We start from the raw sequence: 12,360 nt of genomic DNA, 5'->3' as shown, positions 1-12,360 counted from the left end.
TATCGCAGCCTGCGGCAGCGGCTACAGTTGATGAGTGTTCGCCCTTCCACGGGCTCGAAGCCTCGGCTAAGGTGCGCGACTTCCTTTTTCTCTTGCTCGAAGGCCCGGCATGACTGCAACGAACAACGACCCGCTGCACGGCGTCACCCTGGAACAGATCCTCAAGGCGCTGGTGGAACACTACGAATGGCAGGGGTTGGCCGAGCGCATCGATATCCGTTGCTTCAAGAGCGACCCGAGCATCAAGTCGAGCCTGACCTTTCTGCGCAAGACGCCCTGGGCGCGGGAGAAAGTCGAGCAGCTGTACGTGAAACTGCAGCGCACCAAACGCCCGCTCTAAGGACCTTCGATGGCTGTCGAGCCGGTTTTTCCTTCAGGCGGCAAACGGCTGTTCACCGCGCTGGCCGCGTTGCTCGGCTGGTTGGCGCTGACGATCCAGCTGTACCTGATCCTCCATCTGCGCTGGACAGTGGGCGCCAGCCTGCTGGGCGGGCTGATCAACTTTTTCAGTTTCTTCACCGTGCTCACCAACACCCTGGTGGCGGTGGTGCTGACCTGCGCCTTGAACCTGCGCAGCTCGCGCGGGCAGCGGTTCTTTCTGCAACCCTGGGTCAGCAGCGGCATCGCGGTCAGCATTGTGGTGGTGGGGCTGGCGTACAGCCTGTTGCTGCGTCACCTGTGGCATCCCCAGGGCTGGCAGTTGGTGGCGGACGAGTTGCTGCACGACGTGATGCCGCTGCTGTTTCTCGTCTACTGGTGGTGCTGCGTGCCCAAGGGCCGCCTGGGGCTGCAACATGTCGCCGGGTGGATGCTCTACCCGCTGCTGTACTTCGCTTATGTGCTGCTGCGCGGGCACGTGCTGGGGCTGTATCCCTATCCTTTTCTCGACGTGGGCAAGCTGGGCTATGCGCAGGCGTTCGTGAATGCGCTGGGGATTCTGGCGGGGTTCGTGCTGGTGGCGCTGCTGTTGGTGGGCATTGATCGGTGGCGGGGAGCTGGCTCGGTGTCATCTGGCTGAATGCTTTCGCGGGCAAGCCTCGCTCCTACAGAGGCGGGTCTGTAGGGACGAGGCTTGGCAGTCCGTCACTCTTCTTCGCTACTGTCCAGGCGCCAATAACCGGCGGCCTTGACGAACTCGTCGTCGAGCCGGTGTTCGTCCAGCAGCACCCGGCGAATCTGCCGCGAGACTTTGCTTTCCGTGGCCACCCAGGCGTACAGCTTGCCACTCGGTACCTGCAGCCCGCGCACGGTGCCGATCAGGTCCTGCTGGTCGCCGTCGCGCTCGACCCAGATCACCTCGACCTGCGCCGCGCTCTGCAGCACCTGGCGCTCGGCGGCGTCCTGGATCTCGATCACCGCCAGCACCCGGCGCCCGGCCGGCAATTCTTCCAGGCGCCGGGCAATCGCCGGCAGCGCGGTTTCATCGCCGATCAGCAGGTAGCTGTCGAAGATGTCCGGCACGATCATCGAGCCGCGCGGCCCGCCGATATGCAGGAACTGACCGGGCTTGGCCTGCTCGGCCCAGGTCGAGGCAGGGCCGTCGCCGTGCAGCACGAAATCGATATCCAGTTCACCGATGTCCAGGTCGTAGCGTCGTGGCGTGTAGTCGCGCATGGCCGGCATCGCGCCGTTGTCCTTGCCCGGGCCCAGCACCAGGGTTTCAAGGGCCGCCTGCTGTTCGGCGTTCTGCGGGAACAGCAGCTTTATATGGTCGTCGCTGCCCAGGCTGATGAAGCCGGCCAGTTCCGGCCCGCCCAGGGTGATGCGACGCATGCGCGGGGTCAGGTCGACCACCCGCAGCACTTCCAGGCGGCGGCGTTTGATCTCGTGGCTGACCCGATGAATCGATGGCGAAGTGTCTACGGTCATTCAGCTGACTCCTGAGCAGAAGGGTTGGCCGGGCCGTCGACGATGGCGCGGGCGGTGTTGTTCAGCAGGTCGCGGACTCGCAGTATTTCTTGCGGGTTCCAGCGGCCGTGGTGCATCTGCAGGGCGTGGCGCAGGTTGTGCACCGCCTCGTGGATTTCCGCCGGGCGATCGTGGCCGCGCAGCGAGCGCTTGCTGACGTCGATGCGCATGCGCACGCCATCCAGGGCAATCGCCTGGTCCTGTAAGGACAGACGGCCGGCCTCGGTCACGCTGTAGCGTTTTTTCCCGCCTTCGGCGTCGCCGCTGATCAGTTCGCTCTCTTCGAGGAAGGTCAGGGTCGGGTAGATCACGCCCGGGCTGGGGCTGTAGGCGCCATCGAACATGCCTTCGATCTGGCGGATCAGGTCGTAGCCGTGGCACGGCTGCTCGGCGATCAGCGCCAGCAACAGCAACTTCAGGTCGCCGGGGGCGAAGACCCGCGGGCCACGGCCGCCGCGTTCGCGCCCGGGGCGTTTTTCGAAACCGTCGTGGCCGTCGCCGTACTCGCGGTGGGGGTGGTGGTGTTCTCTCATTTTCTCTTTCTCCTGTGCGGTTAAGACATAACTTAAGATATATCTTAATGACCGCGCAAGTACTTCCGTGCTGGCCGCACCAGCCGTTTGTCGTAGAGGGGGAGAGTCGAGACAGTCCGTAGCCGCTGCCGAGCCCGCGAGGCTGCGATCGAGGACGCAGTCCTCGCAAAACGGCCTCCGCAGTGGTACCTGGAGCAACGGGGTTGCCCGGTTTGCGGCCGCTAGGCAGCCGATCGCAGCCTCGGCAGCGGCTACAGGCGGCTACGTTGCGGGGGGAGGTTTCAGCGTTGGGCCAGGCTGCCCAGGCATTGGGTATTGCTGCCCGGTTGCAGGTACGGCGTGAGGATCGGCGCCATGCCCTTGAGCACCTGGACCGGCAAGGCCGAGGTGAACTTGAAGGCTTGCGCCGAGACGCCCGGCACATAGGCGGTCAGGGTGCCGAAGTGGTGTTCGCCGATATAGAACACGAAGGTGGCGGTGCGGTTGATGGATTTCGAACTGAGGATCCGCCCGCCGGAGCCAATGGCCTCGATACGGTTGTCGCCGGTGCCGGTCTTGCCGCCCATGGCCAGCGGGGTGCCGTCGGCTAGCTTGAAGCTGCCGGAGAGGCGCTTGGCGGTACCGGCATCCACCACTTGTGACAGGGCGCCGCGCAGCGCCGTGGCCACTTCCGAAGGCATCACCCGCTTGCCCTCGGCCGGGTCGTTGACCAGCTTGGTTTCATACGGCGTATCGGCGGCGAAATGCAGGCTGTCGATGCGCAGGGTCGGCATGCGCACACCGTCGTTGAGAATGGTGCCGACCAGTTCGGCCAGCGCCGCGGGGCGATCGCCGGAACTGCCGATGGCGGTCGCCAGTGAGGGCACCAGATGGTCGAACGGATAACCGACTTTCTGCCAGCGCTGATGAATGTCGAGGAACGCCTCGATCTCCAGCATGGTGCGGATGCGGCTGTCCCGCGCGCTCTTGTGCCGGCTCTTGAACAACCAGCTGTAGACCTCCTGGCGCTCGAATTCGCTGGCTTTGACGATCTCGCTGAACTTGGCGTCGGGGTGGTTCAGCAGGTAGCCGAGCAGCCACAGGTCCAGCGGGTGCACCTTGGCGATGTAGCCCTGGTCGGGCAGGTCGTAGGAGCCGGGGCCGTAGCTGTAATAGAGCTTGTCCAGGCGTTCGTCGGTGAGTTTCTCGGTGAGCTTGGCGCCCTTGAGGTGCGAGCGCACGAAACTGTTGAAACTCTCCTGGCTGGCTTCCGGCAGCAGGTAGCGGTGCACGGCCGCCAGGCGGATCGGCGTCGGGTGCATGCTGTCGAGGAAGGTGTCCAGGCGCGCCTGGGTGTCCTTGTTGCGGTATTTCTTCCAGAACCGCAGGAGGAAAGAAGTGCCCTCGCGGTCGGCGAACTTGGCCAGGTATTCCTGGCGTCGCGGGTCGCCGTCGTCCTTGAGCAGGTTGGCGCTGTTGCTCGGACCGGCATAGGTGCTGTAGCGCACCAGGTCGCGCATCAGGCGGATGAAGGGCAGGTTGATCGACTCGCGCAGGGCGTCGCGCAGGGTCGGCATGCGGCCGTTGTCTTCCTTGCGGAAGTTATGAAAGGTGTGCAGCCCGCCGCCGGTGAAAAAACTCTCGCCGGGGCTGGCCGAGTATTTGCGGTCCAGGGCCGCCTCGAGCATTTTCGGCAGGCTGCGGTCGCTGTTCTGGATCAGGTAGTCCACGGCCCAGCGGCTCAGGCGGTCCTGTTCGGCGATCTCGACTTTCTTCAGCACCGCCGGGGTTTCGGCGCCGTACTGCTCGTACAGTTCGGCAATGATCTGCAGGTAGGTGGTCAGGACCCGCAGCTTGGCGGTGGAGCCCAACTCCAGCTTGCTGCCTTCGTTGATGTCGAAGGGCTGGTCGGTGCTGTCGGTCTGGACCCGCACCCGCGAACCGTCCGGCGTCAGCTCGAGCAGGGTGAAGCTGTAGCGCACCTGGGTGGTGCTGGTCGGCGTCAGCAGGCGTTCGCCGAGCAGGCCGATCTCGGCGGCGAACACCGGGTCGGCCAGGTGCTTGAGGTACTCGGTGGCCTGGCGTTGCAGGTCGCTTTGCAGGGTGCTGGTGGCGGACAGGTCGAGGCGATCGAGGTCGTACAGCGGCCGGTTGAGCAAGCCGGCCAGGCGACTGCGGGCGACGCTGATGCCCTTGTTGGTTTCGATCGGCTGGATCGTCGGTTGCTGCACCCAGTCGCGGAAGGTGGCCTTGCTGGCCAGGGCGGCGGCCGACAGCGGCGCATCGATCACGCCATTCTGGGTCAGCACGCGGATATGGCTGTCGGTGAGTTCGGCCAGTTCCCGGCGGCCCTTGGACAGGTAATGCGAAGGCCGGCGCTGGGCGATCATCAACGACAGCACCTGGCGCAGGGCCAGGCCGCGTTGCGCCAGGCTCTGCGGATCGCTGGCGGTGCTCGCCAGTTGCTCGTTGACCTGGGCGAAGTCGGCGCCGTACCAGACCCGCAGCCCTTCGGCCATGCCATGCACTTCACCGTGGCCGGGCACGGCCGACAGCGGCACGCTGTTGAGGTAGTCGCGAATGATGCGCCGCCGGGCCTCGAGGGTCTGCTGGCCGCCCTGGTAGGCACGCACGCTGGCGGAAATCATCTGCCGGATCTTTTCCGCGCCGGACACGGTCAGGCCGTCCGGCGAGTGCCGGTACTTTTCCAGCTGGGTCGCCAGGGTACTGCCGCCCGCCGTCTGCCCTGGCAAGTGCAGGAGCTTGGCCACTTGCGACCAGGCGGCCTTGGCGAAGCGCGGCCAGTCCACCGCCGGGTTGGCCAGGGGCTGGTCGGGGTCGAGCAACTCGCGGTTCTCGATGAACAGCAGGCTGCGCACCATCACCGGCGGGATGGCGGCAAAGTTCGAATAGAGCTGTTGCGGGTACTTGAATTGATAGAGCGGCGCCGCGCGGCAATCGGTGATAGACAGCCCGGCCTGAATCTTCTCTGTATAGGGTACGAAGAAGCCGTTTTCGCTGTAGTTCATCAAGGCGGGGGAGAAGCGGGTCTGGGCCTCCACCACGTAACCGCGCTTGAGCAGGCGCGCCAGAAAATCATCGAGGGCGCTGTAGCCCAGGCGCTTGTCGAAGGGCCCGGCGCCGGGGTAGACGATGGCATCGCTGGGGCCGGGCACCATGGAATAGTTCAGGTCCGCGGCAAACTTGCTGAGCTCGCGCGCCTGCAGTTTCGAGGTGCGCATTTCCTTGGACGCGGCAAAGCCCAGGGCGATCAGCGCCATCAGCAGCAATAGCCAGAACAGCCGCCACCAAAGCCGGCTTGAATGGGATTTCTCAGGGATAGGCGCTTCTTCCACGCGATCAGTTGGCACTACTTTTTTACTCGAATCGGTCTGTCGCAAAGCACCCATAGTCGACTGATCCATTCACGCAGATTGATCGGACTTGTCTGAAGCTTAGACGGTGGTAGGCAATGGTGAAAAATTTGTGCGCGACCTGAAAGCATTCATCTCCCCCTGTAGGAGCGAGCTTGCTCGCGATGGTCGTCAACGATGGCTCGGTGTATCCAAAGCATCGCGGCGCCCTCGGGTTTATCGCGAGCAAGCTCGCTCCTACAGGGCATGGGGCGAGGCAAAAGAAGCTTGAGATAGAGCCATCGCGACCAGTAAATAGGTCCTAGGTAGGGGCATGACGCTGCACCATGGCTGTGCAATACTCGGCGCCGTTCAAAAATGACAAACGGCGAAAATTCCAGGTAATGCCACTCGGTAAAACCCGAAAATACCGAGATTTCTCTCTGAATTTAGCTGTTTATAGAGTGAAAAAGTCTGTCGTCAGCTTTTTATACTGCACACCCCACTGATTTTGCAGGGTTTGTCCTACAAGACGTGTCGGCCCACAAGGTCGATCCGATCTGGTTGGCACGGGTTATCCATCCGTGCCTCACAGACTCGGTGGCTCATATCCAATAACAAGATGAGGTTGTATCCCTATGCCAGTTGGCAACCACCTGCCCCAAGGCGAGACCGCTCAAGGCGGCCCGCTGAAACGCGAACTCGGCGAACGGCATATTCGCTTGATGGCGCTTGGCGCCTGTATCGGCGTCGGCCTGTTCCTCGGTTCGGCCAAGGCCATCGAAATGGCCGGCCCGGCCATCATGCTGTCCTACATCCTCGGCGGCCTGGCGATTCTTGTGATCATGCGCGCCCTCGGCGAGATGGCCGTGCATAACCCGGTCGCGGGTTCCTTCAGCCGTTACGCGCAAGACTACCTCGGCCCGCTGGCGGGCTTTCTCACCGGCTGGAACTACTGGTTCCTGTGGCTGGTGACCTGTGTCGCGGAAATTACCGCGGTGGCGGTGTACATGGGCATCTGGTTCCCCGATGTGCCGCGCTGGATCTGGGCCCTGGCGGCCCTGGTGAGCATGGGCTCGATCAACCTGATCGCGGTCAAGGCCTTCGGTGAGTTCGAGTTCTGGTTCGCCCTGATCAAGATCGTCACCATCATCGCCATGGTCATCGGTGGCGTCGGCATCATTGCCTTCGGTTTCGGCAATGACGGCGTGGCGCTGGGCATCTCCAATCTGTGGACCCACGGCGGTTTCATGCCCAACGGCGTGACCGGCGTGCTGATGTCCCTGCAGATGGTGATGTTCGCCTACCTGGGCGTGGAGATGATCGGCCTCACCGCCGGTGAAGCGCGCAACCCGCAGAAGACCATTCCCAACGCCATCGGCTCGGTGTTCTGGCGCATCCTGCTGTTCTATGTGGGCGCGTTGTTCGTGATCCTGTCGATCTACCCGTGGAACGAAATCGGCACCCAGGGCAGCCCGTTCGTGATGACCTTCGAGCGCCTGGGCATCAAGACCGCCGCCGGCATCATCAACTTCGTGGTGATCACCGCCGCGCTGTCATCCTGCAACGGTGGCATTTTCAGCACCGGGCGCATGCTCTACAGCCTGGCGCAGAACGGCCAGGCCCCGGCCGGTTTTGCCAAGACCTCGAACAACGGCGTGCCGCGTCGCGCGCTGCTGCTGTCGATCTTCGCCTTGCTGCTGGGCGTGCTGCTCAACTACCTGGTGCCGGAGAAAGTGTTCGTCTGGGTGACCTCCATCGCCACCTTCGGCGCGATCTGGACCTGGGTGATGATCCTCCTGGCCCAGCTCAAGTTCCGCAAAGGCCTGAGCGCCTCGGAACGTGCCGGCCTGAAGTACCGCATGTGGCTGTACCCGGTCAGTTCCTACCTGGCCCTGGCGTTCCTGGTGCTGGTGGTGGGGCTGATGGCCTACTTCCCGGACACCCGCGTGGCGCTGTATGTGGGGCCGGCGTTCCTGGTGCTGCTGACGGCGTTGTTCTACCTGTTCAAGCTGCAACCGAACAATGCCCAACAGGGCGCGGTGCGTTCGGCGTCGTAACGCCATAGGCGATAAAACCAAAAGCCCCGGTCAGTGACCGGGGCTTTTTTATGCGGGCGCTGTTTCTGCGGTTCCGGGTTTTAGTGTTGCAATCGCCCGTTCACCGCAGCCCGGTGAACGGTCAGCTCCCCAACAGCCCTGTGGTGTCCGCATCGAACGCCGCTTTCGCTTGTTGCGCGGCGGGCGCCAGCAGGGCCAGCAACGCGGCCTCGCTGTACAGCTTGGTGCTCGCCAGGTGCTTGGGCGTTGGTTCGATGGGGATCAGCACGTCTTCATCGCTGGCGTGCAGCCAGATCGCCGCGACATGCAGCGCCGAGACAAACAACACACGCAGCTCGAAGGTCCGGCCTTTGAGGTGCGGCGCCTTTTCCGCCAGGTTCAGCGCATTGACCGTGGCCGACGCCAGGGCGCCGTGGTTCAGCGACGAGAACTCGACCTGGCCGGCGACTTCCGCCAGTTGCGCGTCGGCAATCGAGACTCCGTCGCTGAATACCAGGTAATGCCAGTCCCCCAGCGTGGCCTGCTGCAGGCCTTTGCCCTGGGCCAGGTCTTCCAGGCTCAGCGAGTAGCCGCGGTAGGGCTCGGACAGGCTCACTTTACTGGCGGTGGCCTGGGCGAACTGGCGGTTGACGCCGAAGCCTTTGCTCTGCAGGGCCGCCTGGAGAGCCGGGCGCAGTACCTGAGCGCCGTTGGCGGGTGCCTTGGGATAAGTCAGTTGCATGCTGCCCTCCTTAGTTTTTCCGGGTGAAGTAGGTGGTGGTCCAGTTGCCGCCGCCGTTGTACGAACGGGGGAAGGTGTTCAGGGCACGGGTCGAATAGCCGTAGATGGAATCCGCAATCAGCAGGTAGCTGCCGTTGGTGCCATAGATCGCCAGAAAGTGCGCGCCGCCGCCAAACCAGGCACAGCGCAGGCCAACGGGGCGTCCCATGTTGATCTGGTTGTCGATGGCCGACAGTTGGATCGAGCCCTGGCTCATGCCGCCAAAACTGCGGGTGGTGCGCAGGGCCGAGTCCAGGTAGCCGTATACGTTGCACGGCCCTGGCTGGTTGCAGCAGGAATTGCGCCCCAGTTCAGTGTTGGCGACCCCGCATTGAGTCCAGGAACCGGTGCGGTAAAAGTTGCCGACCGAGGCCGACAGCGCGGCCCAGCACCAGTTGGTCTGGGTTTGCTGCTGAATGCTGAAGTTCAGGCTGGCGGCCAGGGCGGCGTGTTCCGCGCTGTCGTCGACTTCGCTCAGTCCGGCGTTGAGCAGGGTGCCGACCAGGCACTGTGGCAGTGCCTTGGCAGGACCTGTACGGGTAAAGGGTGTGTCTTCAAGGGTTAACATTTTCATCCTCCATGAGTGAAAACAAGCGTCCAGCTTGTGTCGTTGTTGCGTGTGGCGATGCAGCGTTTTTCGCAAGCCCGTGACCGGCCTGTAGGGTTCGCCATCCTCGATGGCCTGCTCCGGTCGGGCTCAGGGGTAACCTTAGCTGCAATATGCATTTATGCAAGTTTAAATATGCATTGATGCAATTCGTTGTGGGTAGGCAATCAGGCCAGAGAAGGCCTGGGAGGGGGCTTGCACGACGACGGCCCCATGCAGACCGGCTTGGATGCCACACGTCTGAAAGACCGCCGGATCAGCGATTTCGCCAATCGATGGGCAGAAAAACCTGCCATACAAGTTGAGCAACATTCAACGCGGGAGAGTCACCAATGAGACTCTTATGGAAGGGAATCTCCAGATACACGGTGATCGGCATCGCCAACACCTTTATCCACTGGCTGGTGTTCTTTTTGCTGAGCCTGGTGGCGGGCCTCAGCCAGGCGCTCAGTAACCTGGCGGCCTTTTGCGTCGCGGCGTCGTTTTCTTTCTATATGAATGCGCGCTTCACCTTCGCCGCCAGGGCGTCGGTCGGCGGTTATCTGCTGTTTCTGGGGGGCATGGGGGCGCTGAGCCTGGGTGTCGGGCATGCCGGGGATGTGTGGCGGCTGCCCGGCTTGCTGACGGTGCTGGTGTTTTCCGCCCTGAGCCTGGTGGCGGGTTTTCTGTTCGCCAAGTACCTGGTGTTCCGCGAGTGTGAACGATGAAGATCTCGCTGATCGTTCCGGTCTTCAATGAAGAGCAGGCCATCGGCCTGTTTTACCAGGCGGTGCGTCGCGAGTTGCGGTTCGAGCAGGGCGAAGTCGAGATCGTGTTTATCAACGACGGCAGTTCCGACCGCACGGCCGAAGAGGTCAAGGCCCTGGCGCAGATGGACGATCAGGTGCTGTTGATCAACTTTTCGCGCAACTTCGGCAAGGAGCCGGCGTTGTTCGCCGGGCTGGAGCACGCCAGCGGCGATGCGGTGATTCCCATGGACGTCGACCTGCAGGACCCGATCAGTGTCATCCCGCGGCTGATCGAGGAATGGCAGAAGGGCGCCGATGTGGTCCTCGCCAAACGCCGCAGGCGCACGGCCGACAGTTTTCTCAGGCGCAGCAGCGCGGCGCTGTTCTACCACCTGCTGAACCGTATCGCCTACACCCGGATCGAGGAAAACGTCGGCGACTTCCGGCTGATGGATCGCAAGGTGGTCGATGTGATCCGGACCCTGCCCGAGCATCAGCTGTTCATGAAGGGCGTCCTGTCGTGGGCCGGGTTCACCACGGTGGTGGTGGAATACGAGCGCGCCGGACGGGTGGCGGGCAAGAGCAAGTTCAATGGCTGGAAACTGTGGAACCTGGCGCTGGAAGGCATCACCTCGTTCAGCACCGTGCCGTTGCGCTTGTGGACCTACATCGGTGGCGGCATCTCGATTTTCGCGGTGCTCTACGCGGTGTACATGGTCCTGGACAAGATCTTCTTCGGCAACAGCGTGCCCGGCTACCCTTCGTTGATGACCGCCATTCTGTTTCTCGGCGGCGTGCAGTTGATCGGCATCGGCATCCTCGGCGAGTACGTCGGCCGTATCTACATCGAGGCCAAGCATCGGCCGCGCTACGTGATCAAGGACGTCATCGGCGGCAAAGACCGCCTGGGGCTCTAGCATGGACAGAATGGGCAGCTTGCTCAGCGGGGAACTCGGGCGTCGCCAGGCCTGGCTGTTTTTTCTGTGCGCCACCTTGTTGTATGTGCTGCCGCTGATCCTTGCGGACTTTCCCTATATCGATGACAACTGGCGCTCGCTGTCGGCCGGCACTGCCTGGACGGAGCAGGGGCGGCTGTTTACCGAGCTGTTCTACAACGCCCTGACCTTCAGCCATGCTGCGCCAAACATCTTTCCCTTACCGCTGCTGATCGCCACGGTCGCCATGGCCGCGGCCTTGACGAGCCTGACGTTCCATTACTACCCGCAGCCGACGGCGGCCTGCTGCCTGGTGCTGTTGCCGCTCTGGTACAACCCGTTCTTTCTGCAGAACCTGTCGTATCAATACGACGGCCCGGCCATGGCCTTGAGCCTGGTGGCGGTGATCTACGCCATCACCTATCGCAACCCGTACCGCGTACTGCAATGGCTGGTGCCGGCCTTGCTGGTGGCGCTGGCCATCGGGCTGTATCAGATCAGCATCAATGTGTTCCTGGGCCTGTGTTGCCTGGAGGTGATCCGCGGCGCCAATGACAAGAGTGCCTGGCCGCGCTGGTGGGAAATGATCGGCTGGAAGATCGCCCAGGCGGCCCTGGGCTGGATGATCTATTGCGTCACCGCCTACCCCTTCATGGAACAGACCCGCACCTTGCTGCTGAATTGGTCGGCGCAGCCCTTGCTGCAACTGCAAGTCAACATCGCCAGGGTGCTGGAAAAAGTCGCGCTGCTGTTTCACGGCGGGTTCGCCTGGGTGTTCGCCGCGCTGGCGCTGTGCGCCCTGGCCGGTTGCGTGCGGCTGGGGGCGAACCTGTTCCAGCGGCCGGACAGCGGCCTGAAAAAAGTCATGATGGCCCTGGTCTGCCTGCTGGCATTGCCGCTGGTGCTTGTGCTGGTGTCGGGGATCGCGCTGTTTTTCCGCGACTTCAATGAAGGCGCCCGGACCTTGATGGGCTTCGCGGTGTTGTGGGTGCTGCTGTTCTATCTGAGCCACCTGGCGTTGGCGGCGCTGCATGAGCGCTTGCCGCTGCTGCTGATGGTGCCGCTGCTGGCGATGCTGTCGCTGTCGTTCGCCTATGGCCGGGTGCTGACGGTGCAGAAAACCCTGGTGGCCAGCGCGCTGTCGAGCCTTGAGCGCGACATCACCGGCCACCGGCCGTTGCGCGAGGCCAAGCGCATCTATATGTCGGTGACCTATTCCGATCACTGGCTGCTGGCGGCCGCGGGCTCGTTCAAGCAGATGCCGGTGCTGCACTACCTGCTGAACATCGACTTCTTCATGCTGGCCGAGAACCTGCCCAAGGTGGGTATTACCAACGTGGTCGCGGAAAGGGAGCGGCGCAATGCGACCCTGGTCGGTTACCAGGGCTATCCACCGCTGGTGGACAGCCGCTACTACCGGATCTATCTGCTGGGCGATTACGGTTTTATCGTCATGAAGGAACCGGCGCCGATCAAGACGTTGCACTGGTGAGGCGT

General features: G+C 62.9%; 11 protein-coding genes. 6 read left to right on the top strand and 5 right to left on the bottom strand.

The genetic code is table 11. The features are described from left to right. Positions 1-109 precede the first annotated feature (109 nt). Positions 110-340: a VF530 family protein gene (locus tag PMI20_RS27215; RefSeq protein WP_007923118.1), complete on the top strand. Its 231-nt coding sequence runs from the start codon at positions 110-112 to the stop codon at positions 338-340. Between the two features lie 9 nt (positions 341-349). Then, positions 350-1,018, top strand: a complete 669-nt coding sequence (locus PMI20_RS27210; protein WP_007923120.1) for a Pr6Pr family membrane protein — start codon at positions 350-352, stop codon at positions 1,016-1,018. Positions 1,019-1,083: 65 nt separating this feature from the next. Here PMI20_RS27210 and PMI20_RS27205 read toward each other — a convergent pair whose 3' ends face one another. From PMI20_RS27205 to PMI20_RS27195, 3 genes are all read right to left on the bottom strand, one after another. Continuing rightward, positions 1,084-1,869, bottom strand: a complete 786-nt coding sequence (locus PMI20_RS27205; RefSeq protein ID WP_007923122.1) for a siderophore-interacting protein — start codon at positions 1,867-1,869, stop codon at positions 1,084-1,086. Continuing rightward, positions 1,866-2,441: a PadR family transcriptional regulator gene (locus tag PMI20_RS27200; protein ID WP_007923131.1), complete on the bottom strand. Its 576-nt coding sequence runs from the start codon at positions 2,439-2,441 to the stop codon at positions 1,866-1,868. Before PMI20_RS27200 ends, PMI20_RS27205 begins: the two co-directional genes overlap by 4 nt. 281 nt (positions 2,442-2,722) lie before the next feature. After that, positions 2,723-5,830: a transglycosylase domain-containing protein gene (locus PMI20_RS27195; RefSeq protein WP_007923134.1), complete on the bottom strand. Its 3,108-nt coding sequence runs from the start codon at positions 5,828-5,830 to the stop codon at positions 2,723-2,725. Positions 5,831-6,411: 581 nt separating this feature from the next. Between PMI20_RS27195 and PMI20_RS27190 the strand changes: the two genes are divergently transcribed. Then, the gene (locus tag PMI20_RS27190) at positions 6,412-7,833 is read left to right on the top strand and encodes an amino acid permease (protein WP_007923136.1); all 1,422 of its coding nucleotides are present in this window, start codon (positions 6,412-6,414) and stop codon (positions 7,831-7,833) included. A 121-nt stretch (positions 7,834-7,954) separates the two neighbouring features. Here the strand turns inward: PMI20_RS27190 and PMI20_RS27185 are convergent, their stop codons facing one another. Both PMI20_RS27185 and PMI20_RS27180 read right to left on the bottom strand, forming a co-directional pair. Next, positions 7,955-8,554, bottom strand: a complete 600-nt coding sequence (locus tag PMI20_RS27185; RefSeq protein WP_007923139.1) for a hypothetical protein — start codon at positions 8,552-8,554, stop codon at positions 7,955-7,957. A gap of 10 nt (positions 8,555-8,564) precedes the next feature. Further along, positions 8,565-9,161, bottom strand: coding sequence for a papain-like cysteine protease family protein (locus PMI20_RS27180; RefSeq protein ID WP_007923140.1), 597 nt, complete (start codon positions 9,159-9,161; stop codon positions 8,565-8,567). A gap of 371 nt (positions 9,162-9,532) precedes the next feature. On the opposite strand from PMI20_RS27180, the gene PMI20_RS27175 reads away from it, so the two are divergent. From PMI20_RS27175 to PMI20_RS27165, 3 genes are read left to right on the top strand one after another with little or no spacing between them, the layout of a single operon-like run. Continuing rightward, a complete protein-coding gene (locus PMI20_RS27175) occupies positions 9,533-9,907 on the top strand; it encodes a GtrA family protein (RefSeq protein WP_007923142.1) in 375 nt (124 codons plus the stop codon). Further along, on the top strand, positions 9,904-10,845 hold the full coding sequence (locus tag PMI20_RS27170) for a glycosyltransferase family 2 protein (protein WP_007923144.1): 942 nt from the start codon (positions 9,904-9,906) through the stop codon (positions 10,843-10,845). Before PMI20_RS27175 ends, PMI20_RS27170 begins: the two co-directional genes overlap by 4 nt. 1 nt (position 10,846) lies before the next feature. Beyond that, positions 10,847-12,355 carry a glucosyltransferase domain-containing protein gene (locus PMI20_RS27165; RefSeq protein WP_007923146.1) on the top strand — a complete coding sequence of 503 codons (1,509 nt, stop codon included), beginning with the start codon at positions 10,847-10,849 and terminating at the stop codon, positions 12,353-12,355. Positions 12,356-12,360: the final 5 nt, after the last annotated feature.

It is taken from the genome of Pseudomonas sp. GM17 (assembly GCF_000282175.2).
Lineage (GTDB): Bacteria > Pseudomonadota > Gammaproteobacteria > Pseudomonadales > Pseudomonadaceae > Aquipseudomonas > Aquipseudomonas chlororaphis.
This window is presented reverse-complemented; position numbering and strand designations above follow the sequence as displayed.

What these genes read in the sequence shown, in the direction of transcription:
- PMI20_RS27215 (WP_007923118.1), top strand. Translation starts at nt 110, where the DNA reads ATGACTGCAACGAACAACGACCCGCTGCACGGCGTCACCCTGGAACAG.
- PMI20_RS27210 (WP_007923120.1), top strand. Translation starts at nt 350, where the DNA reads ATGGCTGTCGAGCCGGTTTTTCCTTCAGGCGGCAAACGGCTGTTCACC.
- PMI20_RS27205 (WP_007923122.1), bottom strand. Translation starts at nt 1,869, where the DNA reads ATGACCGTAGACACTTCGCCATCGATTCATCGGGTCAGCCACGAGATC.
- PMI20_RS27200 (WP_007923131.1), bottom strand. Translation starts at nt 2,441, where the DNA reads ATGAGAGAACACCACCACCCCCACCGCGAGTACGGCGACGGCCACGAC.
- PMI20_RS27195 (WP_007923134.1), bottom strand. Translation starts at nt 5,830, where the DNA reads ATGGGTGCTTTGCGACAGACCGATTCGAGTAAAAAAGTAGTGCCAACT.
- PMI20_RS27190 (WP_007923136.1), top strand. Translation starts at nt 6,412, where the DNA reads ATGCCAGTTGGCAACCACCTGCCCCAAGGCGAGACCGCTCAAGGCGGC.
- PMI20_RS27185 (WP_007923139.1), bottom strand. Translation starts at nt 8,554, where the DNA reads ATGCAACTGACTTATCCCAAGGCACCCGCCAACGGCGCTCAGGTACTG.
- PMI20_RS27180 (WP_007923140.1), bottom strand. Translation starts at nt 9,161, where the DNA reads ATGTTAACCCTTGAAGACACACCCTTTACCCGTACAGGTCCTGCCAAG.
- PMI20_RS27175 (WP_007923142.1), top strand. Translation starts at nt 9,533, where the DNA reads ATGAGACTCTTATGGAAGGGAATCTCCAGATACACGGTGATCGGCATC.
- PMI20_RS27170 (WP_007923144.1), top strand. Translation starts at nt 9,904, where the DNA reads ATGAAGATCTCGCTGATCGTTCCGGTCTTCAATGAAGAGCAGGCCATC.
- PMI20_RS27165 (WP_007923146.1), top strand. Translation starts at nt 10,847, where the DNA reads ATGGACAGAATGGGCAGCTTGCTCAGCGGGGAACTCGGGCGTCGCCAG.